19 protein-coding genes and 1 pseudogene are annotated in these 21839 nt (G+C 64.1%); 9 read left to right on the plus strand and 11 right to left on the minus strand.

Annotation, left to right across the window (positions count from 1 at the left end; translation table 11 throughout):
* Positions 1–127: 127 nt before the first annotated feature.
* From infB to rimP, 3 genes are all read right to left on the minus strand, one after another.
* A complete protein-coding gene (gene infB / locus FFS45_RS28265) occupies positions 128–3097 on the minus strand; it encodes a translation initiation factor IF-2 (RefSeq protein ID WP_137957934.1) in 2970 nt (989 codons plus the stop codon).
* Between the two features lie 94 nt (positions 3098–3191).
* Positions 3192–4667, minus strand: coding sequence for a transcription termination factor NusA (gene nusA, locus FFS45_RS28270; protein WP_137957935.1), 1476 nt, complete (start codon positions 4665–4667; stop codon positions 3192–3194).
* Positions 4664–5122 carry a ribosome maturation factor RimP gene (gene rimP, locus FFS45_RS28275; RefSeq protein WP_137957936.1) on the minus strand — a complete coding sequence of 153 codons (459 nt, stop codon included), beginning with the start codon at positions 5120–5122 and terminating at the stop codon, positions 4664–4666. The genes nusA and rimP overlap by 4 nt, the downstream gene beginning before the upstream one ends.
* 112 nt (positions 5123–5234) lie before the next feature.
* Between rimP and FFS45_RS28280 the strand changes: the two genes are divergently transcribed.
* Positions 5235–5555, plus strand: a complete 321-nt coding sequence (locus tag FFS45_RS28280) for a hypothetical protein (RefSeq protein WP_137957937.1) — start codon at positions 5235–5237, stop codon at positions 5553–5555.
* A gap of 29 nt (positions 5556–5584) precedes the next feature.
* Here the strand turns inward: FFS45_RS28280 and rluB are convergent, their stop codons facing one another.
* The 4 genes from rluB to FFS45_RS28300 all read right to left on the minus strand — a co-directional run bounded on the left by rluB (position 5585) and on the right by FFS45_RS28300 (position 11331).
* A complete protein-coding gene (gene rluB / locus FFS45_RS28285) occupies positions 5585–7438 on the minus strand; it encodes a 23S rRNA pseudouridine(2605) synthase RluB (RefSeq protein WP_137957938.1) in 1854 nt (617 codons plus the stop codon).
* Between the two features lie 61 nt (positions 7439–7499).
* Complete coding sequence (gene scpB / locus FFS45_RS28290; RefSeq protein ID WP_137957939.1) at positions 7500–8588, minus strand: SMC-Scp complex subunit ScpB; 1089 nt, start codon at positions 8586–8588, stop codon at positions 7500–7502.
* Between the two features lie 405 nt (positions 8589–8993).
* A complete protein-coding gene (locus FFS45_RS28295; protein WP_137957940.1) occupies positions 8994–10196 on the minus strand; it encodes a pyridoxal phosphate-dependent aminotransferase in 1203 nt (400 codons plus the stop codon).
* A 232-nt stretch (positions 10197–10428) separates the two neighbouring features.
* On the minus strand, positions 10429–11331 hold the full coding sequence (locus tag FFS45_RS28300; RefSeq protein WP_137957941.1) for a LysR family transcriptional regulator: 903 nt from the start codon (positions 11329–11331) through the stop codon (positions 10429–10431).
* 408 nt (positions 11332–11739) lie between these two features.
* On the opposite strand from FFS45_RS28300, the pseudogene FFS45_RS28305 reads away from it, so the two are divergent.
* Positions 11740–12126: pseudogene (locus FFS45_RS28305) on the plus strand (transposase); the annotation flags it as partial.
* 284 nt (positions 12127–12410) lie between these two features.
* Positions 12411–12665 (plus strand): hypothetical protein, encoded by a 255-nt coding sequence (locus tag FFS45_RS28310; protein WP_137957942.1) that lies wholly within the window; start codon positions 12411–12413, stop codon positions 12663–12665.
* A gap of 314 nt (positions 12666–12979) precedes the next feature.
* Here FFS45_RS28310 and FFS45_RS28315 read toward each other — a convergent pair whose 3' ends face one another.
* A complete protein-coding gene (locus tag FFS45_RS28315; protein ID WP_137957943.1) occupies positions 12980–13294 on the minus strand; it encodes a hypothetical protein in 315 nt (104 codons plus the stop codon).
* 314 nt (positions 13295–13608) lie between these two features.
* Here FFS45_RS28315 and FFS45_RS28320 point away from each other — a divergent pair, with 314 nt between their 5' ends.
* The 3 genes from FFS45_RS28320 to FFS45_RS28330 all read left to right on the plus strand — a co-directional run bounded on the left by FFS45_RS28320 (position 13609) and on the right by FFS45_RS28330 (position 15311).
* The gene (locus FFS45_RS28320; RefSeq protein WP_137957944.1) at positions 13609–14286 is read left to right on the plus strand and encodes a YdcF family protein; all 678 of its coding nucleotides are present in this window, start codon (positions 13609–13611) and stop codon (positions 14284–14286) included.
* 355 nt (positions 14287–14641) lie between these two features.
* Positions 14642–14890: a hypothetical protein gene (locus tag FFS45_RS28325; RefSeq protein WP_137957945.1), complete on the plus strand. Its 249-nt coding sequence runs from the start codon at positions 14642–14644 to the stop codon at positions 14888–14890.
* Between the two features lie 163 nt (positions 14891–15053).
* On the plus strand, positions 15054–15311 hold the full coding sequence (locus tag FFS45_RS28330) for a DNA-binding protein (RefSeq protein ID WP_074264996.1): 258 nt from the start codon (positions 15054–15056) through the stop codon (positions 15309–15311).
* A 121-nt stretch (positions 15312–15432) separates the two neighbouring features.
* Here the strand turns inward: FFS45_RS28330 and FFS45_RS28335 are convergent, their stop codons facing one another.
* Positions 15433–15723, minus strand: a complete 291-nt coding sequence (locus tag FFS45_RS28335; RefSeq protein ID WP_137957946.1) for a putative quinol monooxygenase — start codon at positions 15721–15723, stop codon at positions 15433–15435.
* 485 nt (positions 15724–16208) lie between these two features.
* Between FFS45_RS28335 and FFS45_RS28340 the strand changes: the two genes are divergently transcribed.
* The gene (locus FFS45_RS28340; protein ID WP_137957947.1) at positions 16209–17492 is read left to right on the plus strand and encodes an EAL domain-containing protein; all 1284 of its coding nucleotides are present in this window, start codon (positions 16209–16211) and stop codon (positions 17490–17492) included.
* Positions 17493–17516: 24 nt separating this feature from the next.
* On the opposite strand, the gene arfB is transcribed toward FFS45_RS28340, so the two are convergent.
* Positions 17517–17921 (minus strand): alternative ribosome rescue aminoacyl-tRNA hydrolase ArfB, encoded by a 405-nt coding sequence (gene arfB / locus FFS45_RS28345; RefSeq protein ID WP_137957948.1) that lies wholly within the window; start codon positions 17919–17921, stop codon positions 17517–17519.
* A 205-nt stretch (positions 17922–18126) separates the two neighbouring features.
* Here arfB and FFS45_RS28350 point away from each other — a divergent pair, with 205 nt between their 5' ends.
* On the plus strand, positions 18127–18801 hold the full coding sequence (locus tag FFS45_RS28350) for a VC0807 family protein (RefSeq protein ID WP_137957949.1): 675 nt from the start codon (positions 18127–18129) through the stop codon (positions 18799–18801).
* Positions 18802–18947: 146 nt separating this feature from the next.
* Positions 18948–21410 carry an FUSC family membrane protein gene (locus tag FFS45_RS28355; RefSeq protein WP_137957975.1) on the plus strand — a complete coding sequence of 821 codons (2463 nt, stop codon included), beginning with the start codon at positions 18948–18950 and terminating at the stop codon, positions 21408–21410.
* A gap of 138 nt (positions 21411–21548) precedes the next feature.
* Here FFS45_RS28355 and FFS45_RS28360 read toward each other — a convergent pair whose 3' ends face one another.
* Positions 21549–21749, minus strand: a complete 201-nt coding sequence (locus tag FFS45_RS28360) for a hypothetical protein (RefSeq protein WP_137957950.1) — start codon at positions 21747–21749, stop codon at positions 21549–21551.
* Positions 21750–21839: the final 90 nt, after the last annotated feature.

Consider the following 21839-nt stretch of genomic DNA (forward strand, 5'->3'; position numbering starts at 1 on the left):
CAATGAGGTTGGCACGTCAGCCGCGGGAAGCGGCGCGCGCCAACCTGACTACAAATGCGGGCACAAAAACAAGGGGCGGAGGGGGGCGCCAAGCGCCCCGCTCCGCCCCTTCAGCGTTGCGCCTGAATTACAGCGTACGCGCGACTTCGGTGACCTCGAAGACTTCGAACTGATCGCCTTCGACGATATCGTTGAAGTTCTTGATGGACATACCGCACTCGAAGCCCTGACGCACTTCCTTGACGTCGTCCTTGAAGCGTTTGAGCGAATCGAGCTCGCCCGTGTGAATCACGACGTTGTTGCGCAGCACGCGCACCGACGACGAACGCTTGACGAAGCCGTCCGTGACCATACAGCCGGCCACCGCGCCGACCTTCGGCACCTTGAAGACCTGACGCACTTCGACCATACCGGTCACCACTTCGCGCTTCTCCGGTGCCAGCATGCCCGACATCGCAGCCTTCACTTCATCCACAGCGTCATAGATGATGTTGTAGTAGCGAATGTCGATACCGTTGGCCTCGGCCAGCTTGCGAGCCTGGGCGTCAGCACGGGTGTTGAAGCCGATGATGACCGCCTTCGAAGCCGTTGCCAGGTTGACGTCGTTCTCGCTGATGCCGCCCACCGCGCCGTGCACGATCTGTACGCGCACTTCGTCGGTGGAGAGCTTTTGCAGCGACTGCACCAGCGCTTCCTGCGAACCCTGCACGTCGGCCTTGACGATAAGCGGCAGGTACTGCACTTCGCCTTCGCCCATCTGTTCCAGCATGTTCTCGAGCTTGGCGGCCTGTTGCTTGGCCAGCTTGACGTCGCGGAACTTGCCTTGACGGAACAGCGCGACTTCACGCGCCTTGCGGTCGTCCGGCATGACGATGACTTCCTCGCCCGCTTGCGGCACTTCCGACAGACCTTGAATCTCAACCGGGATCGACGGGCCGGCCGATTTGGTCGGCTTGCCGGTTTCGTCCAGCATGGCGCGCACGCGGCCATAGGCGCTGCCTGCCAGCACGACGTCGCCGCGATTCAGCGTGCCCGACTGAACGAGGATCGTTGCAACCGGACCCTTACCCTTATCGAGCTTCGCTTCAATGACCAGACCCTTGGCCGGCGCTTCGACCGGTGCCTTCAGTTCCAGCACTTCGGCCTGCAGCAGCACGTTTTCGAGCAGGTCGTCGATACCCGCGCCGGTCTTGGCCGACACCGGCACGAACGGCGAATCGCCACCGTACTCTTCCGGCACGACGCCTTCGGCGACGAGTTCCTGCTTGACGCGTTCCGGATTCGCTTCCGGCTTGTCGATCTTGTTGATCGCGACGACGAGCGGCACGCCGCCTGCCTTCGCGTGGGCGATCGCTTCCTTCGTCTGCGGCATCACGCCGTCGTCGGCTGCGACCACCAGAATCACGATGTCGGTTGCCTTCGCACCGCGGGCACGCATGGCCGTGAAGGCCTCGTGACCCGGCGTGTCGAGGAACGTGATCACGCCGCGCGGCGTTTCCACGTGGTAAGCACCGATGTGCTGCGTAATCCCGCCCGCTTCACCGGCTGCCACCTTGGCGCGACGGATGTAGTCGAGCAGCGACGTCTTGCCGTGGTCGACGTGACCCATCACAGTCACGACCGGCGGACGCGGCAGCAGTTCTGCGTCGGTGATCTCGCCTTCGACCAGCATGGCTTCCGGATCGTCCAGCTTGGCCGCAACCGCGTGGTGGCCCAGTTCTTCGACGATGATCATCGCCGTTTCCTGGTCCAGCATCTGGTTGATGGTGACCATCTGGCCAAGCTTCATCATCGACTTGATGACTTCCGACGCCTTCACGGCCATCTTGTGGGCCAGATCGGCAACCGTGATGGTTTCCGGCACGTGCACTTCGCGCACGATCGGTTCGGTCGGTGCCTGGAACGTGGTGTTCTGATCCTGATGCTTGCCGCGACCCTTCGGGCCACCGCGCCAGCCGCGATCGACACCGCCGCTCGTATCGCCACGCGTCTTGATGCCGCGGCGCTTCGCTGCGTCGTCCTGCCAGCCGCCCTTGCCTGCGCCCGGCTTCTTCTTGTCGCCAGCCGACGGCGCCGCGGTAGCGGCCGGTGCTGCTGCCGCTGCCGGCTTCTTCGCGGCCGGTCGTGCCGGTGCTTCGCCAGCCGGACGAGCCGGCTTGTGCAGCGTGCCCTTGGCTTCCGCCGCCTTGGGGGCGGCTGCTGCTTCGGCAGGCTTGGCCGCCGGCGCCGGTTCCGGCGCCTTGACCTGGGCCTTGCGCGGCGTGCTCATCATCTCGCGAATCGCACGCGCTTCGGCTTCTGCCCGCGCGCGGCGCTTGCTGATTTCTTCCTGCTCGGCACGCGTCTTTTCCGCGGCCTGACGCGCTGCGTCTTCCGCCTTCTTCGCGGCTTCGCGCTGCGCGGCACGCTCTGCCGCAGCGCGCTCGTCATCCTGCTCGGCAGCGGCAGCCGGCGCAGCCGATGCGGCGGCAGCCGTCGCAGCGGCGGGCTGCGCGACTTGCGCTGCCTGCTCGGCCTTCTTCTGCGCAGCCGCTTCCGCTGCGGCAGCAGCACGCTTCTTCGCCGCTTCTTCTTCCGCACGGCGGCGCTCGGCTTCGGCAGCCTGCTCGCGCGCCTGGCGCTCAGCCTCTTCGCGCTCCAGCTGTTCCTGGCGCGCCTTCAGCTCCTGAGCCTGCTTTTCGAGCAGCTCGGCTTCGTGACGCGCTTCTTCCTCGCGGCGTTGAAGTTCGAGATCATCCGTATCGGACTCGGCCTCAGCCACATGATTCGATGCATCGCCGCCTTCGCCACCCGCTTCGTCGCGGCGGACGAACGTGCGCTTCTTGCGCACCTCGACCTGAATAGTACGAGCCTTACCCGTTGCGTCGGATTGCTTGATCTCCGACGTATGCCGCTTCGTCAGCGTGATCTTGCGCTTGTCCGCATCAGTCGAGCCGTGGGACTTGCGCAAGTGGTCGAGCAGACGCGCCTTGTCCGTTTCGGACAAGGCGTCGTCTTCGCTCGCTTTGGTGACGCCTGCTGCCTGCAGCTGCTCAAGCAGCACGCCAGCAGGCATTTTCAGTTCCGCGGCAAATTGGGCTACGTTGTTACTCGCCATTCATTCCTCTTAATGCAAGGACCGATTCCTTGCGGTTAGCATCGGGTCATGCGGCCTGACGGCCGCGTTCAATTTAGTGCGCCATGGTCATTTCTCACTGGAACCAATGTTCACGTGCTTTCATGATCAACGCCTTAGCGGCATCCTCTTGCATTCCGGTCATCTCGACCAATTCATCTACAGCCAGCTCGGCCAGTTCGTCACGCGTGTGAATCTGGTGTTCGGCCAGCTTCGCGAGCAGGTCGGCGTCAATGCCGTCCAGGCTCTTCAGGTCGAGTGCAACATTCTCGACCTTTTCTTCATTCGCGATCGCCATCGTCAGCAGTGCATCTCGTGAGCGATTGCGCAGTTCGTGGACGGTGTCTTCGTCGAACGCTTCGATCTCGAGCATCTCGTTAAGCGGCACATAGGCGATCTCTTCGAGGCTCGTAAAGCCTTCGTCGATCAGGATGTCAGCCACTTCCTCGTCGACATCGAGACGCGCCATGAACAGGTCGCGCAGAACACCGCGTTCCTGATTCTGCTTTTGCGCAGATTCGTCCGGCGTCATGATATTGATCTGCCAGCCGGTGAGTTCGCTGGCAAGACGCACGTTCTGGCCGCTACGGCCGATTGCGACCGCCAGTTCGTTCTCGTCGACGACGACGTCCATCGAATGCTTTTCTTCATCGACGACGATCGACTGCACGGCTGCCGGCGCGAGCGCGCCGATCACAAACTGGGCGGGATCTTCTGACCATAGCACGATGTCGACGTTTTCGCCACCGAGCTCGTTGCGCACAGCCTGCACGCGCGAGCCGCGGATACCGACGCAGGTGCCGATCGGGTCGATGCGCTTGTCATAAGCGACCACGCCGATCTTGGCGCGCACGCCCGGATCGCGCGCCGCCGCCTTGATTTCGAGCAGGCCCTGCTCGATTTCCGGCACTTCCATCTCGAACAGCTTCATCAGGAACTCAGGCGCGGTGCGCGAGAGTTCGATCTGCGGGCCGCGAGCGGTGCGGTCGACCTTGCCGATGTAAGCGCGCACGCGGTCGCCCACGCGCAGGTTTTCCTTCGGAATCAGCTGGTCGCGGCGCAGCAGCGCTTCGACACGGCCCGACTCGACGATGAAATTGCCCTTGTCGAGACGCTTGACCGTACCGGTCATGATGTTCTCGCCACGCTCGAGGAAGTCGTTCAGGATCTGCTCGCGCTCGGCGTCGCGCACCTTCTGCAGGATCACCTGCTTGGCAGCCTGCGCGCCGATACGGCCGAATTCGATCGACGGCACCGGTTCTTCGATGAACTCGTCGAGCTGTGCGTCGGGCTTCTGCTCGCGTGCTTCGAACAGCAGGATTTCCTGATCCGGCTCTTGCAGACCGGCTTCGTCCGGCACCACGCGCCAGCGGCGGAACGTTTCGTGCTCGCCGCTTTCACGGTCGATATGGACGCGGATATCCGCATCTTCTTCGAAGAGTTTCTTGGAGGCCGAAGCGAGAGCCGCTTCGAGCGCGGCAAATACCACGTCTTTATCGACGTTCTTCTCGCGTGCCAGCGCATCCACCAGCATCAACACTTCGCGACTCATTGTTTGCGGCTCCTAAAGTCAACTTTCGGAACGAGGCGTGCTTTATCGATGTCCGCGAGCGTGAAATCGAGCATCGCGGCGCCTTCCTTCCCTTCAAATTCCAGACCGATCGTCTCGCCTTGCGGAGCATGCAGAATGCCCCGGTACGATTTCCGTCCGTCCAATGGCTTTTTCAATGTAATTGCCACTTCGCTGCCCGCGAAGCGTTCGAAATCCGCCAGTTTTTTCAGCGGGCGGTCGAGACCCGGCGACGACACTTCAAGCCGCTCGTAATCGATGTTTTCGACCGTCAGAACGTGCTGGAGCTGACGCGTGACCTTTTCGCAGTCTTCGATTGCGATGCCGGCCGGCTGGTCGATATAGATACACAGCATGCCGCGCCCGGTGCGCTCAAGTTCGACGAGCTCGTAGCCGAGGCCCACGACCGTGGTTTCAATCAGTTCCGTCAGTTGCACAGTGCCCTCTAAGATGTTCGCGCGGCAAGCCTGCCGGTTTTACCTGCAAACAACCTGCGGGCCGCGCGCCAAGCCGGCGCACGTTCCTGCTACCCGAGATGCCGAACCACAAATGAAGCGGCAAAAAAAAATGGGCGAAACGCCCATCATCTTATTGCCGGTGGTCGCATCTGAGCCGCACATAAAAAGCCGCACGCCCAGCGACTCTGCGATTGTAGCCATTTTTCAGGACAAACGCAAACCGGCGGAACGCGTAAAACCCGCATTTCCGCTTGATTTCGCTGCAATCTTTCACGCAGATGAGGCCAAGCAGCATATTTCACAAGCTAACCGGCGCGGCTTGCGGGGCGCGATCGCAAGACGGGTCTTGTCCTGGATCCGGCCCCGGCGTTTGCAGCGGGTTTTGCCGAGGCCGCTGCGTTATGCCAGCTGATTCGCCCGTACGCCGTGCCTCACATCTGCTTACCGGCCGCGCGAGCGTCCACGCGGCGCGCCGCTGCGATTTGCGCCGGCGCCCGGATTGCCGCCACCCGAGCGGTTCGGGTTGCCACCGCGATTGCCGGCGCCCGGACCGCGGCCGCCGCCATTGCCGGGGTTGCCGCCGCCCGCGCCAGCTCGCTTGCCGCCGCCTGCTGCGCGATTGCCATTGCCCGACGGCGCACGGTTGCCGTCCACATCACGGCCACCGCGCGGCCCATTCGCACCGCCACCCATCGGGCCGCTGAAACCGCCGCTCGCGCCGCGGCCCGCGCCACGGCCATAGCCGCCACCACCGAAGCCCGCGCCCGCGCCACCGCCAAAACCGCCACCGGCGGCGCCGCGACGCTGACCGCCACGCTGCGGCTGCTGGTCGAAGCGGCCGTGCGACATCAGCACCGGCTCGCGATTGATGAAGCCCATCGAGGTCTGCATCGGATCGGGCTGCTTGCGCTCGGGGGCCGCGCTGCGGCCGCCCTTCTCTTCGCTGGAGGCCTTCAGGCCCACCGAGGCCATCAGGCTGCGCACCTGATTGTCTTCGAGTTCTTCCCAACGGCCGCGCTTGAGGCCCTTCGGCAGCGAGATCGGGCCGTGCCGGGTACGGATCAGGCGGCTCACCATCAGGCCGGCCGCTTCGAACATACGGCGCACTTCGCGGTTACGGCCTTCGGCCAGCGCGACGTGATACCAGTGATTGGTGCCTTCGCCGCCGCCATCGCGGATGCGCAGGAAATTCGCCGGGCCGTCTTCGAGTTCGACACCGTGCAGCAGCTTCTGGCGCATCCCTTCGGCCAGTTCGCCGACCACGCGCACCGCGTATTCACGCTCGACGCTGTAACGCGGATGCATGAAACGGTTTGCCAGATCGCCCGACGTGGTCAGCATGAGCAGACCTTCGGTGTTGAAGTCGAGGCGGCCGACCGCGAGCCACTTGGCGGTTTTCATCGGCGGCAGCTTGTCGAATACCGACGGACGGCCTTCCGGGTCCGCGTGACTGACGATTTCGCCAGTCGGTTTGTGATACAGCAGCACACGCGGCGGCTTGTTCTGCAGCTTGCGCTTGACCGGCTTGCCGTTGATACGCACCTGGTCGGTCGGCATGATGCGCTGGCCGATATGAGCCGGCTCGCCGTTGACCGAAACGCGCCCGGCGATAATCAGCTCCTCCATGTCGCGGCGCGAGCCCATGCCGGCTTCGGCGAGCACCTTGTGCAGCTTCGGCGCGTCGTCGTCCGGCGACAGCACGCGCTTGGGCGCTGCCGGCTTGCCACGGCGCAGCATCGGGGCGCGCACGCCGCCGGTGGTGCTGTTGTCCGCGTCGAACGCGGGCGAGGTGACATACGAAAACAGGTCGTCCTGGGTGGCTTCCGCCGCCGCTGCCGCCGGCGCTTCGCCGCGACGGTTCTGACGCGTGCGGCCGCCCTCGCGGGGTGCACCGCCCTCGCGGGGGCCGGCCTCCCGGTTGGCGGCGCCTTCGCGCGGGGCGCCCTCGCGCTTCGCGCCCGCATTGCGGCGCGGGCCCTGGCCCTTGGAGCCCGGTTCCTTGCGCGGCATGCGCACCTGCGCGACCACTTCACCGTCCGGCGGCGCTTCGGTCACGACGGGTTCGGCTGCACCTTCCGCAGCCTTGTTCTTTGCCCCCGCGCGACGCCGCGCGATCAGGCTACGCGGCCCGCGGCGCAGTCCGCGGCGCGGACGTTCTTCGCCCTCGGCGCCTTCGGCATGCGCGGGACGATCGGACTCGCCTGCGGACGCTTGCGAAGTACGCGTTTCGCCGGCGCGCGTGGGATGCACGGCGCGCTCGGATTCGGACGAATCGGTATCGTGGGTATCTGTCAAAACAACCTCAAAATGTCAGGTCGCGCGCGCCCATTGCGGGCGCGGCAAAAGTTCGGTTACGTCAGGCGCTGCGCGACTCGTTTTCGTCGTCGGTCAGTACGCCCGCGTCCTGTGCGGCATCGTGACGATCTTCCGGATCGCCTTGCGCCACACGTGTCGGGTTCGACTCGACGGCGTACTCCGGAGTACGGCGCTCGCCCGAGTCATGCGCGAGTATTGCGGGACCGGCCTGGGAGACCGTGTCCTGATCTTGTGCTGCCTCTGAAGCGGCCTCGCCGGCGCCTGCTGCGTCGGCATGGGCTTCAGCGTGTGCTTCCCCGGCTGGTGCGCCGGCCGGCCTGTCGTCCGGCTCCGCGGCCTCAGTTGCAGCCGTTCCTGCCAGCTCTGCCTCATCGGCATGCTGCGCCGGTGTGGCGTGGGCGGGCTGGTCATCGGCGGCCTGCTCATTGGCCGGCTGCTCATTGACGGCCAGGTCGACGGCCGACGGCTCTTCTGCTGCCGGCTCTTCGGCTGACTGGCCAGTAACCGGAAGCTCAGCGGCCGATGGCTCGTCGGTCTCCGACTCCGCACCATCCTGCGCCACCGCATCCGGAAACTCGATGGCATGCTGGCCGAGCAGGTCAGCGTTCAGTTGCGCCGACGGGTCGTCGAGCGGCGGCAATTCGTCGAGCGCCCGCAGACCGAGGTCGTCGAGAAACTGCCGGGTGGTCGCGTACAGTGCGGGACGGCCCGGCACATCACGATGGCCGATCACTTCGATCCAGCCCCTATCCTCGAGTTGCTTCACCACCTGCGTGTTCACGGTTACGCCGCGAATCTCTTCGATATCGCCCCGTGTGACCGGTTGCCGGTACGCAATAATCGCCAGCGTCTCGAGAACGGCGCGCGAATATTTCGGCGGTTTCTCGGGATGCAGACGATCCAGATACGAACGCATCGCAGGCTTGCTTTGAAAGCGCCAGCCCGACGCCAGCCCGACCAGTTCCACGCCTCGTCCGGACCAATCCTGCTTCAGGTCTTCGAGCAACGTGCGAACCGTATCCGCCGACACGCCGTCGGCAAAGAGCTTACGCAGCTCTCCGAGCTTTAAAGGCTCCTGCGCGCAGATCAAGGCAGTCTCGAGGACGATCTTCGCCTCTTGGGTATTCATGCAGCTAGGTCAGACCCTGTGGTCAAAGAACCGGATCAAACAGACGATGTGGAACTGAAGACGCGCTCGCCCGATTCTGATCGGTCATATTGATGGGAGCACGCACCGGGGGGAGGTGAAACAGGCAATCGAGCCAAACCCAGCCGGACGGAGCAGCGATATTCCTGAAGGGAATCGCGTGACTGAACGCCATATTACGCAAAAACATCCGGTGCGTAAAGACGAAATCCCGTCGATTCCCCCGTTTTCAGCCGTTCATGCCGGATAGGTGCAAAAAGCGTCAAATCCACCACAAAAGACCGGCGCGGCTGGCCGAACCGTGAACCGCGCTCATCCGCAGACCAACGGCAGACCACCTGCGGACCAACTACGGACCAACCGCAGCCCCGCCGCGGCCCGCGCGCCTCAGCCCGCCGCGTGGCGGCCGAGAAACTGCTGCAGCCGCTCCACGCCCGCGTCGAGCCGGGCGGTGTCGCAGGCGTAGCACCAGCGCACGAAGCCCTCGCCTTCCGGACCAAAGGCGCTGCCCGGGGCGACGCCGAGCCCCACTTCGCGCACCAGCGCCTTGCACAGCGCGAGGCTCTGCGCGGCCCCCGGCAGGGAAAAGAACAGGTACATCGCGCCGGGCGGGGCCTTCACATCGATCCCCGGTAGCGCGGATAGCGCGCCGACCAGGTGATCGCGCGAAGCCTTCAGGTCCGCCACCAGTTTCCGCGTGAACGGCTCGCCGTGCTGGACGGCGGCCACGCCGGCCTGCTGCACGAACGCCGGCGCGCACGAGGTGTTGTACTCGACCAGCTTGCCGAGGTCGTCCATCAACGCCGCCGGCGCGACGATCCAGCCGAGCCGCCAGCCGGTCATCAGCCACGCCTTCGAGAACGAGTTGACGCAGATCACACGCTCGTCGCGGGCTGCCAGATCGAGGAAGGAGGGCGCGTTCGGCGCCCCGTCGTCAGCGTAGTAAAGACGCTCGTAGACCTCGTCGGCGACGATCCAGATGCCATGGCGGCGGCAATGCTCCAATACCGCGCGCTGCTGTGCCGCGCTCATCACCCAGCCGGTCGGATTGTTCGGCGAGTTGAGCAGCAGCATTCTCGTATCGGGCGTGAGTGCGCTCAGGAGACGCTCGAGGTCCAGCGCCCAGCCCTGCGCACCATAGCTGAGCGCGACCGTCTCCACATGAGCGCCGAGAATCTTCGGGATCTCGACCAGGTTCGGCCACAGCGGCGTGACCGCGACCACCCGGTCGCCCGCCCCCACCACCAGTTGCGCGGCCAGCATCAAGGCGTTGACGCCTGCGCTCGTGACCGCGACGTGCTCGACCGACGTCGCGCCATGCAGGTTTGTGACATATTCGGCGAGCGCCGCGCGCAGCGGCGCGATACCCAGATTGTGCGTGTAGAAGGTCGCGCCGGCGGCAAGCGCCTCGCTTGCCGCCGTGCGGATGAACTCCGGTGTCACGCGGTCGGATTCGCCGAACCAGAACGGCAGCACGTTCTCGACACCGAAGCCGGCATTCGCCACTTCACGGATCTGGGACGGCCGCAACGCGCGGACGGCGTCGCGCGCACTGGGAAAAAGGGACGTGGGCAAATCGGATTCGCGCATCAATCAAATATCCAGGCGGGTGGGTTCGGATAACGACAAGTTGTATGAGGTGCGCTCATTGGTGCTGACCATGAGTGTTGACTCAAGGCCCCGGCTCAAGCAACGGCGCACCGCAGGCAGAACGTCAGTTTAGCGCGCCACGCGGTTTCGGGACGTGGCGCACGCACTCCCGGCCGTGGCGCGCGTTTTCGAGAAGTGGCACAGACTCGCCCAGCCGTACCGCGCCCGCACCCTAGCGCAGATCCTCGGTCCGCGCCGGCAGCTGCCGGATCAGGCCCCACACTGCCTCGGCGGCCGGCGACAGCGAGCGGTCGCGCCGCCGCACCACTTCAACCGTGCGTTGCGCACGCGGCACGAGCGGCCGGGCGACCAGCGAGGTATCGGCCGGCAGCGGCAACGCCAGCCACGGCAGCACGCTCACGCCCACGCCCGCCTCCACCAGCCCGAACACGGTAGCCGAGTGCCCCAGCTCCTGCACGACACTCGCGCTCACGCCGTGTTCGCTCATGACCGCGTCGATAATCGGCCGGCTGCCCGACGCGTAGTCGAGCATCACAAGCCGCTGCCCGTCGAGATCCCTCCACGTCACCTGCTGCTGTGACGCCAGCGGATGGTCGGCGCGCGAGACGAGGCAGAACGAGTCCGTCATCAGCCGCTCGCTCAACAGATCGTCCGCCGCGAACGGACCGATGACGACGCCGAAATCCACCTCCCCCGACTTGACCTTGCGGATCACATCGCTTTGCACGTCGTCGCGCAGCCCCATCGTAATAAAGGGAAACTGCTGCCCGCAGGCCGCCACCACCTGCGGCATCAGCCGGCAAGCCACCGTGGGGCTAGCGGCCACCACCACCCGCCCGCGCCGCTGCTCGCCGATCTCGCGAATCTCGCGCAACGCGTCGTCGAGATCGCTCAAGAGGCGCGACACGCTCGAAACCAGGTTCCCGCCCACGTCGGTCAACTGCACCTCGCGGGTGGTTCGGTCAATCAGCTTCAGGCCGATTTCCGCCTCCAGCTCCCGCACGCAACGGCTCACCGCGGACTGGGTCAGCCCGATCTCGTCGCCCGCGCGGCTAAAGCTCTGCAAGCGTGCGACCTCAATGAAAACCCTTAGCTGGCGCAGCGTCACATTCATTTCAGCGTCTCATCAATAGTGTCATTTGATGAGCATTGTATTGTTTCTTTAGCCACTACACGCGCTATCGATTGTTTCGCTGCGATGCAGCAATAAGGCGCAAACGCACGCTGCGCGGGCTTGATTGCACAAGATTGGTGATTGTCCCGATTTGCGGGAAGGGTTTTTTGGATTCTTATACGGCCCTGACTAACGCCCGCGCTGGCCCGAGGTTACGGGGCTTCGAGGCAGTTTTTAATTAGATGGCACGCTTCGTGCATTTGGATGCGCACTGGGTCGGCGCCATGGACCTGACTGCACAACCAGAACCGTGGCAACCCGATCCCGCCTGGCACTCAGGATTGAGTGCATGGAGAGTGCGCGGCGCGGGGCAGCGCACCGGAGTTAGCTTCGCTGAGGTGAGACATGATGCTGTTCGACGATTTGAGAGACAACGAGTGGGCGCTGGTCGAGGCGTTGTTCTGTGCGGAGCCAGCACGGAGCGAACGTCGCGGTCGGCCACGCGTGGAAGCACGCGCGGTTGTCAACGCGGTTCTGTGGGTACTGTCGACGGGAGAAGGCTGGTCCAAGCTCCCAGGGCGCTACCCCTCGCCGCCGACGTGCCGCCGCCGCTTTGACGAGTGGCAAGCCGACGGCACACTCGCTGAAATAGTGAAACGACTCGGCACGAGCGGCCGGGAAATCTCGCTGCGCGGCCGCATCGGCGCGACGGCTGCCAAGCCGCCAGCACCGCCGAGCCGCGACCGCCTGCGCGGCGCCTTCTGGACCAATCCGGAATCCTGGCGCGCACCGGTCAAGATGGCCTGACACTGTTGCTCTGCCGCCGGGCGCCTATGGGCGCCCGGTGTCTATCCGACAGCCGGAATCCGAGGCAGGCAGCGCCAGCGACGGCAGGACTGCGAGCGCCGTCCAGCTGGACTACGCTGCCCGCCAGCGCCGCTGGCGTGCCTCCGACTGTCAGGACGCCAAGGCCGCAGTGAAACATCCATTTACGATTACTTACAGCACGCTTTCGCTCCTGAGCATACCGTACGAGTATGCACATAGACCTGACCCCTCAGGTTTGAACGGAGCCCAGCATGAAACCAATGTCCCTGCTTCTGTGCGGCATTGTGGTTTCATTGATCGCCGCACCCGCTTTCGCACAGCAAAAACCCTCTGGCTGGAACTGGCCGTCCGACCGGCGTGCCACGCCCGATGCGTGGCAGCAGACTGAGCGCAACCGTGATTTCAGACCGCCCGCGCCGCGCGGCGACTTGCGCGGCGATATCGCCAGCAATGTGCGCGCCCGCCCGGAAGAACCGATGCGCGAGGACGCGCCACGCCGCCGCTAGACCGCTATAAACCGCCAAGCCATCCGCGATGAGCGGCCACGGTCGCGACGCACGTGTCGCCGCAAACTTGACCGGTAATTGGGAATCGCGGGCAAAAGCGCGGGAAAACCTCAGCGGAACTCGCGGGAACCACCTCGGAACAACCCAGTCTGATCTATGCCATTAGCGCAGCGTGGCAGTAGTAATTCCGGTACGCCCGTATCCTTGCGATACGGGCTTTTTTTGCGCCGGCCACAACGCAACGCCCAGCCGCGCTCACGGCCGGACGGCGGCATGCCGGCTCCGGCCCCTCGCACTCTACCCTGCCCGGACAGCTACGGACGAACTTCCAGATCGGCCGTGCGGTGCTCGCCGGCTACGTAATTGCTCATCTTGCGCGCGGTCCAGTTGAGCGATCGCTCGTCGCGCTCGAGCCGGGTAAATTCGGCCCGGCCCCGATCGGTCAGCACAGCGATGTCGACCGGTGCATGAAAACCCGGAGCGGGTGCGACGGTGCGTTGCCGGACCGTCTCCATCAAGCCGAGCGCGCGCAGATATTCGAATACTCCCGGACGCCGGGCCCAGGGGACCTGGCGATACTGCGCCCGCCGCAGCGCTTCAAGAACTGCTTCGTTGGAATACGTGGTCATCTCACTTCTTTCTTAAAGTGCAGCCATGACACATCTTTGCGCAGCACGTCACCGCGCCACCAGTGACGCGCGTAGCACCCACCCATGGCGGAGAGCCTCATCGCAAGGGCGATGCTACCGTCTCCCGCCAGGCGCCACCTGTTATTCCGTGTTTTTGGGGTCCCCGTTCGAACTGCGTGTTAGCGTTCTCTTCACGAGCCTGTGATGCAACCGGCGTGGCGCGATAGCGGCAGCGTGAATACCCCTAAAAACCATACGTTACCCCATTTAAATTGATTCTATTCACTTTATTGGCGCTTTTTTTTGCAGCAATCGTGCTAAGACCGCGGGCGCGCGTCCCCCTCGGATGCACCGCTCTCGTCCTGTTCTGGCTGCTGGCCGCAGGCTGGCTCAGCGCGCCGTTGCTCGACTGGGCCCAGAGGGCGCCACACAGCGCCGCGCCGGTAAGCTACGCCGCACGCACGACGATCGTGATGCTCGGCAGCGGCACTTACTACGATGACGCCGATCGGCTAGTGCCGAAAAAAGACGCCCTCGCGCGCATTGCCACGAGTGCGGCCCTCTATTCGGCATGCAAACGAAGTGGCGCGAGCTGCCGCGTCATCGTCAGCGGGGGCAACCCGCAGCGCCACGAGACCTCCGAGGCCGACAACTACCTGCCCTACCTGCTGCAAAGACAGGTGCCGCGCGCAGACATCGTTCTCGAGAACCGCAGTCTCAACACCTACGAAAACGCCCGTAACGTGGCGGCAATCTTGCAGACAGCCCCCTACGATTCGTTGATCCTCGTCACCTCGGCGTACCAGATGCCGCGCGCCCTGCTCGACTTCCACCGCTTCGCACTGACTCCTGAGCCAGTTATCTCCAATGCACGCGAGATACGCATCGGCCTGCTACCGCGCTTTGAAAATCTGGTGAACGCGGATATCGCGCTTCATGAGCTGATCGGTATCGCGCAGTTTCATGTGTACCGCCTGCTAGGCTGGTTCTGAGACGAGCGCGCCCCGCACAGCGGGGTGCGGGCCTCGACACTTATTCAGTTGTACACATTGATCTTGCCACTGCGTGAGTTTCACGCTTCCGTACTGTTTCCAGAGGCGCGCGAAGGCCTCGGATATTCGCCTTGTAGCTTGTGCCGATCAGTGCAGAACTAGCATGTCCGTGTGGCAATAACACCCGGTCTGACGACGTTTAACAATTCCGCCCAACAACCCAAACGTAACTAAATGTAACTATCTGTCAAATCTGTTACAAAGATTCTGTTGGAGCGGATATTGCTCGCTAGAATGCATTGTCCTTCCGATCGGACAGGCAGTAATCGGCCACAACCACTCTACGGAGGTAAAGATGAAGAAAGTGTCCCTGGCGATCCTGGTTTCCCTCTCGGCCCTGACGGGTGCCGCGTATGCGCAGGACAATGGCGTCACGATGAGCACCGATCCGGCTAAGGCAGCCGACGTCGAGCAACGTGCACAAGCGCTGGAAGCTCAGCAGCAAGCCATGGAAAGCGAGAAGCCCGCCATGCCGGCCAAACATCACAAGGCCCCGCATCACAAGATGCCGGCCATGAAGATGGATAAAGCAGCGAGCGAGTAAGCTCAACCGGGGGCGGCAGGCCCGCTCCGGTCGCTACGATGCCAAGCCGAAGCCGGCCACGCCGGCTTCGGCTTTTTGTTGTCCGGCGCCTGCTGACGGTATGCTAAAGTCGCGCACCGAAGAACCACCCCCAACCCGTGCGCACCCTGGTGCGGAGGACAGAATGAGCAACATCCAGCTGGACATCGAATGGACCGAAGCAGCATCCCGCAAAATTGAAAAGCTGATGCCGCGCGGTGGCCAGGAAGCGTATCTGGCATTGCCGCCCGTCGAATGCCTGCCAATGGAAGGCGACGTGCTGTTTCTCGGCCCGGACGGCAAGCAGCAACCCTTTATCGTCGCGGAACGCCAGTATCACCACGACGGCGATGCGGACTGGACCATCATCCTGATCCTCGACGTCCCGCAGTCGACGCACTAAACGTCAGCCGCATACGGCGGGTGCACCGGCCGCAATGGCCAGCGCCCGCGCATTTGCGCCGGCTGGCTGACCGCCACGCCTGACTCGTTGCACCCGCCGCCTGGCGGACGCGGCCCGGCCGTCAGGCAATCTTCTCTATCACGCGAATTTCCGAATGCTCGACCCAATCCGCGACGGCCTCGACATAGGCCGCGATATGGGCTGACTTCGCGTGCGCGGCGAGCGCTTCCCTGCTTTCCCAACGTTCCACGAACACAAAGCGGCGCGGCTCGCTCACATCGCGATGCAAGTCGTACTGAAGCGCGCCCTGCTCCTTGAGCGTGGGCCCGATGATGCCTACGAGCGCCTTGCGCAACTTCTCTTCATGACCCGGTTTCGCCACCGAGATTGCCACTACCGCGACTTCCGCCATGTTCAGCTCCGTCTGAAAAACCAGCAGGATACCTTGCCGCGCCACGAACCTGCAGGCGCAGCACCTATGGCAGGAGCGGGGAATAGGCAACGGCCAGGGAACCACCAGGCAACCACCAGGCGACTAGCAGGCAGCTGCTTGGGAACCGCCAGGCAACTGCTGCAAACATCTGCACAAACGCACAAACGGCCCGCCAAGCCGCGCGAGCGAGGCGCCGGCCAGTGGTTTGGCGTGCATCGGCCGCACCTGCGTGCTAGCGTTGATCTCATCTGGCGGTGCTGCTGGTGCGTGTGTGATTACCCGTACATTCACGAGAAGTTCGAACTGCTAGACTGTTTTTCGACCAATCAGCCGGAGGCCAGCGTGGCTGGGATTGAGCTCCGTCTCTTCGGGCAGCGTCTTAGCCCTGCCAACGCCACGGCATGCGTGCCGGCGCGGCGCAGGACTTCGTTGCGCATCGCACACACGCCTGAGACCACGCAACCATGCCTACAGTCGAAGAACTGACGCTAAGCGGCCTCCTGCCCCATCTGGTTCACGAAGAATCAGGCTGGACCGCCACATGGCGAGCGCTCACGCTGCACAGCGTGTTTCAGCCAGTACTGTCCATCACCCATCAACGCATTGTTGGTTATGAAGCGCTGCTGCGCGCGCTCGACCCGGTCGGACTGCCGGTAACACCCGACATGCTGTTTGCGGGCACCCGCTCGGCCAGCGAGGCGCGCGAGCTGGACCGGATTGCCCGTTGCCTGCACGTCGCCAACTTCATGGAGCAGAACGTTCCGGTTGGCTGGCTGTTCCTCAATACCCGGCCGCAGGTGTTCGAAACCGGCTGGCCGCAGCGGGCCTTCATCGACGAGTTGTCGTCACATTTCGGACTGCCGCAGGAACGCATCGTGATCGAGGTGCTCGAGCAGCCGGCCGACGACGAATCGGCTGTCGCCAGCATGCTGGCCGCCTCGCAGCCGCGCGATTTTCTGATTGCGATCGACGACTTCGGCACCGGCTTCTCCAACTTCGACCGCGTGTGGCGCTTCCGCCCCGACATCGTCAAGCTGGACCGCTCACTGGTGGCGCGGGCCGGCAAGCGTCAGGGGGACGAATCGCTGATCGGCCATCTGATCGCCATGCTGCATCAGTCGGGAACGCTGGTGCTGGCCGAAGGGGTCGAGACCGACGACGAACTGATGATCCTGATGCAGGCCGACGTGGACTTCGTACAGGGCTTCTGGCTCGGCCAGCCGAAAGGCTCCGTGCAGGCGGCATGCGCGCGGGTCCCGGCACTGATCGACTCGATGTGGCGCAAGTTTGCCGACTACGAACGCAAGCACGCACGCCACCAGCGCCTCGGCTTCGAGGGCTTTGCCGAAGCCGTGCTGGCGGCCTCGCGCAGCTTCGCAGATACCGGTGATCTGGCTCTGGCAGCACAACTCGTGTTTCCGATTCCCGAAGCACGCCGGGTGTTCGTCACTGACGACCAGGGCGAGCAAACGCTGCCGTCGATCTCCGCGCCTTCCGTGCCGCCCCCTCCGCAGCGGCTTGCACCGCTTCTGGCGACGACGCGCAGCAACTGGTCGCGCCGCGCTTACTTCAAGCACGCGCTGGCCGCACCGGGCCGGGTTGCGATGATGGGACCGCACTACTCGCTGATCGACGGCGAAGACTGCTATACCGCCGCCGTCACACTCGAGCGCGAAGGCAAGACCATCATACTGTGCGTCGATTTCATCCCCGCCGCCCGCAGCGCCCCCAGCCCGCGCAGGCGCTGAACTGCAGTCTTTACCGCGGCAGGCTCACTCGTCCACTCGTGAACGCCCCGACTTGATCTCGCTGCGCCGCGCCTTGGTATCGAGCCGGCGCAGCTTCGAGGCGCGCGTCGGCCGGGTGGCGACACGCGCAGTGCGGGTCACGCTGACGCTCTCAATCAGTTCGTCGAGACGCGCCAGCGCGGATGCGCGATTCATCTCCTGGGTGCGATGCTCCTGGGCCTTGATGATGACCACGCCGTCACGCGTCAGCCGCCGATCCGACAGCGCGAGCAGGCGCATCTTCAGAACGTCAGGCAGCGACGACGCGCGCACGTCAAAGCGCAGATGAATCGCGCTGGACACCTTGTTGACGTTCTGCCCGCCGGCCCCTTGCGCGCGCACGGCGGTCAGTTCGACTTCATTGGGCGGGATCGGGTAGCGGGATGTCATGGCGTGGGTATGGGGCAACGAACCGCAAGTGTACACACGCGCCCGGCGGCCGTCTCGCACGGCGAAATCCGCGGCTGCGGCCGAGCGGGACTTCCACAGGTGACACATGAGCCGCTATCGGCGCGCCGGACTGATGCACAAAAAAAGTTGCTGAACGCCGTCACCTCATCGATACTCGCATCTATCGCTTACAACGTAAATTAATATGAAACTGCGACCCGCTTTCGTGCTCGATCTGGCAGTCAACCTGTTGTTGCCGTGGCTCGCGTACCGGCTCGCGGCGCCCCATTGGGGCGAGACCGGCGGCCTGATCGCCTCGGCCGTGCCGCCCATCATCTGGAGCCTTGTCGAGCTGGCGCGCTTCAGGCGCGTCGACGCACTCAGCGTGATCGTGCTGGCCGGCATTGTGCTGTCGATCTGCGCGATGGCGCTGGGCGGCAGCCCGCGCATGCTGCTGCTGCGCGAATCGCTGGTGTCCGGCGCGATTGGCGTGGCGTTCCTGCTCTCGCTGCCGCTGCGCCGCCCGCTCATCTTCTATCTGGCCCGCGCCACGGTGGCCCGCGAACAGGCGGACGGCGCCGCGCGTATTACCGCGCTGATCAACGAGCGCCCCGCCTTTGCCGCTGCGTTGCGCCTGATGACCGCGGTGTGGGGCGTGGGTCTCACCGGCGAAACGCTGTTGCGCTCATGGATGGCATGGACCTGGCCGATCGAGCGCTTCCTGGTAGTCTCGCCTTTCATCGGCTACGGCATTTACGGCGCGCTGCTGACGTGGACGCTGTGGTACCGCAAGGTCTTGCGCGAGCGGGCCGGCGCAGCGGCACAGGCGAACAGCATGCTAGGGTTAAACCGCCCCGGCAACACCTCACGCGACGCCTGAAAAACAGCATAGCAAACGCATCGGCACGACATAAGCTGGCCAAACGGATGAGGTCAGATGAGCCATAAAATCAGTTAGACTCATCACCGGTTTGGGGCTTCCCTGCAGTCTCATTATTGTCGTGGTACGAAAACTCCAGGCAGTCGATGCGCTATTCGGTCGAGATCAAAAAATTCCTATATAGCCAGTACTTTTATGGCGGCCTGCGGATCGCGGTCGGCGTCTCGTTACCGGCCGTCATTTGCCTGCTTCTGTTTCACAACCAGGACCTGGGCTTCACGATTGCGACCGGCGCACTCGGCGCATGCGTGGTCGACATGCCAGGGCCGCTGAAGTACAAGCACAACGAAATGCTGGCGTGCAGCGTGATCGGCTTTCTGTCGGCGCTCGCTACCGGCCTTGCCACCGTCAACCCGGTAGCCCTGTGGTGCACGGTGGTGCCGCTCACCTTCGTCCTGTCGCTGATCGTCGTATACGGCAACCGCTGGCCGCAGATCAGCTTCGCCACGCTCTTCATGATGATCATGACGCTTGAAGAGCACTTCACGCCGCTGCAGGCCCTCGTCAACGCCGCCTGGATTCTGGCGGGCGGTCTCTGGTACACGTACTGGTCAACCCTGGTGAGCCGCTGGCAGATGCACCGTATCGAACAGCAGGCGCTCGCCGAAAGCGTGTTCGCCTGTGCGGACTATCTGCTCGCGCGCTCCGATTTCTACGACCTCGATAACGACCTCGACGAGTGCTATCGCAATCTGGTCGCCAAGCAGATCGCCGCGGTCGATCGCCAGGACGCGGCGCGCGACATCGTGCTGCGCAACCTCCCCAAGCTCAAGACCGGCAAGCTCGAACCGCGCCGCGCCATGCTGTTCAACCTGTTCATCAACACGGTCGATCTGCACGAACTGTTTGTCGGCGCGCACACCGATTACCCGATGGTGCGCAACACCTTCGGCGGCTCGGACATGCTGACGTTCTATCGCGACCTGATCCGCAAGGCGGCGGCCGACCTCGAAGAGATTGGCCTCGCGGTACTGCAGAACCAGCCACCACGCAGCCGCATCAATGTGAAGGCCGAGTTGCGCGCGATCGAGTTCGAAATCGAACTGATGCGCAAACACGATATGCCGGCGAAGAACCCGGAGGCGTATTCGGCAGTCTCGGCCACATTCCGCCGCATCTGGAGCGCGACACGCCTGATCGACAAGATGCGCAAGAGCCTGTCCAGCGAGGCGCGCACGACAGAAACCGAACTGCGTCTGGACCAGGCGCTGACGCGTTTCGTGTCGAGCCGGCGCGTGCCGTTCGGACAGATCTTCTCGAACCTGACCATGGCCTCGCCGAGCTTTCGGCATGCGTTGCGCGTGACGATCGCGGTGGCCGTCGGCTTCTGGCTCGGGCGGCTGTTACCGCTCACCAATGCCTACTGGATCGTGATGACCACCGTCATCATCCTGAAGCCCGGCTATTCGCTCACCAAGCAGCGTAACAGCCAGCGGATTATCGGCACGCTGATCGGCTGCGCGGCGAGCATCGCGCTGATGGTGTTCGTGAAGGAACCGCACATCCTGCTGGTGGTGATGTTCGCCTCAATGGTAATGAGCTACAGCCTGCTGCTGTTCAACTACACGGCGAGCGTGGTGTTCACCTCAGCATACGTGCTGCTGATGTTTCACCTGCTTGCGCCGGGCAGCATGCGGATCATCGGCGAGCGGGCTATCGATACGGTGGTCGGCTGCGCGATAGCCATTGCTGCCAGCCACCTGTTCCCCTACTGGGAATACCGGCTGATGGGCAAGCTCGTCAACAGCATGATCGCCGCGACCCGGCAGTATCTGGAAGCAAGCTGGTGGTGGGGCGGCAAACCGGTTCCGGTCGCGACAGCCGTCGTGACCGAGGCCGGCGCACGCGCACCGGCCGCTGCAATGGCAGACCCCGCGGGAAGTTTTGGCGCTGCGGGGTTTGGCGGGGCGAGCTTTGGCGGAGCGAAGCTTGCCTCGGTTGGGGTAAGCGGCGGGTCGGGCGCCCCAGGCACGGCAGCTCCCTTGGCGCCGTCAGTTCCGCCCGCTACTGCGACTGCCGCGGCGGCAACGCCTGCCGCCTCGGCGGCAGCGGCCGCGCTCGAGCGCGACTACCGCTACCGGCTCGCCCGCAAGAACGTGCATGTGGCATTCGCCAATCTCGGACAGGCGTTCCAGCGCATGATGCTGGAGCCGAAGGCCGCACAGAAGTTTGTCCCCGAGCTCAACGATCTGCTGGTGCGCAGTCACGCGCTAGCCTCGCAGATCACGGCAGCCGCGCCGTTGTTGCGCACTTCCGCCCAGCAGCAGGAAAGCATCTCACTTCAGCCGCTGCAGCGTGTGCTCAGCATGGTGCGGGACAATCTCACGGAAGCCGAGGCCGGCTCGGCGGCGCCCGCCGAACAGGCTGAACTCACCAGACAGCTCGGCCGCGAACTCGATGCAATGGTGGTGGAGGCCGAGAAATCGGCAGACTACACGGCGGACGCCGTGCATGAACTGAAACTGCTCGCGCACCAGTGCAAGCAGATGCTCGCGGCAGCCAACCTGATCCGCAAGGACGCAAGCGTGATCCGGCTGCCGGACGAGTAAGCGGGCCTGGCTGAGGCTCACACAAGCACAGTACGGCGGCGCGGCGGCGCGGCGGCGCGGCGGCGCGGCGGCGCGGCGGCGCAGGAGCATATCGCCTGCGCCCCGCTCGGTGTCTTACCCCATGCCTCACTCAGTGCGTCATTGCGACGCGCCACTCGCCGCGGCGGCCGCAGCCGCTGCCGCGCTCGAAGCAACGCTTGGGGCCTCGGCATTCTCGCGGTCAAACTCGCGCTTGCCGCTGATCGCGTTATAGAGCAGCGTCGCAATCACCAGCAATACTGCGATCACGATAAACACGGCGATGCCTAAGGTCGGGTTCTTCTTGCGCGGTTCGTTCATGAGGCGGCTCGACTCTCGGGTAGTGTCCAGGAAGGCTGGCATTCTACGCCCACCCGGCTTGCACGTGGCTTGCATACGCGGAAAGCCGGC

The organism is Burkholderia sp. 4M9327F10 (assembly GCF_005503145.1).
Classification (GTDB): domain Bacteria; phylum Pseudomonadota; class Gammaproteobacteria; order Burkholderiales; family Burkholderiaceae; genus Paraburkholderia.

Excerpts from the sequence above, each read along its gene's own strand:
- FFS45_RS28325 (WP_137957945.1), top strand. The coding sequence starts at position 14,642 with ATGAAGAAAGTGTCCCTGGCGATCCTGGTTTCCCTCTCGGCCCTGACG.
- FFS45_RS28355 (WP_137957975.1), top strand. The coding sequence starts at position 18,948 with ATGCGCTATTCGGTCGAGATCAAAAAATTCCTATATAGCCAGTACTTT.
- infB (WP_137957934.1), bottom strand. The coding sequence starts at position 3,097 with ATGGCGAGTAACAACGTAGCCCAATTTGCCGCGGAACTGAAAATGCCT.
- FFS45_RS28315 (WP_137957943.1), bottom strand. The coding sequence starts at position 13,294 with ATGACCACGTATTCCAACGAAGCAGTTCTTGAAGCGCTGCGGCGGGCG.
- FFS45_RS28280 (WP_137957937.1), top strand. The coding sequence starts at position 5,235 with ATGAAGCGGCAAAAAAAAATGGGCGAAACGCCCATCATCTTATTGCCG.
- FFS45_RS28360 (WP_137957950.1), bottom strand. The coding sequence starts at position 21,749 with ATGAACGAACCGCGCAAGAAGAACCCGACCTTAGGCATCGCCGTGTTT.
- FFS45_RS28300 (WP_137957941.1), bottom strand. The coding sequence starts at position 11,331 with ATGAATGTGACGCTGCGCCAGCTAAGGGTTTTCATTGAGGTCGCACGC.
- FFS45_RS28310 (WP_137957942.1), top strand. The coding sequence starts at position 12,411 with ATGAAACCAATGTCCCTGCTTCTGTGCGGCATTGTGGTTTCATTGATC.
- nusA (WP_137957935.1), bottom strand. The coding sequence starts at position 4,667 with ATGAGTCGCGAAGTGTTGATGCTGGTGGATGCGCTGGCACGCGAGAAG.
- FFS45_RS28335 (WP_137957946.1), bottom strand. The coding sequence starts at position 15,723 with ATGGCGGAAGTCGCGGTAGTGGCAATCTCGGTGGCGAAACCGGGTCAT.
- FFS45_RS28340 (WP_137957947.1), top strand. The coding sequence starts at position 16,209 with ATGCCTACAGTCGAAGAACTGACGCTAAGCGGCCTCCTGCCCCATCTG.
- FFS45_RS28330 (WP_074264996.1), top strand. The coding sequence starts at position 15,054 with ATGAGCAACATCCAGCTGGACATCGAATGGACCGAAGCAGCATCCCGC.
- FFS45_RS28350 (WP_137957949.1), top strand. The coding sequence starts at position 18,127 with ATGAAACTGCGACCCGCTTTCGTGCTCGATCTGGCAGTCAACCTGTTG.
- scpB (WP_137957939.1), bottom strand. The coding sequence starts at position 8,588 with ATGAATACCCAAGAGGCGAAGATCGTCCTCGAGACTGCCTTGATCTGC.
- arfB (WP_137957948.1), bottom strand. The coding sequence starts at position 17,921 with ATGACATCCCGCTACCCGATCCCGCCCAATGAAGTCGAACTGACCGCC.
- FFS45_RS28295 (WP_137957940.1), bottom strand. The coding sequence starts at position 10,196 with ATGCGCGAATCCGATTTGCCCACGTCCCTTTTTCCCAGTGCGCGCGAC.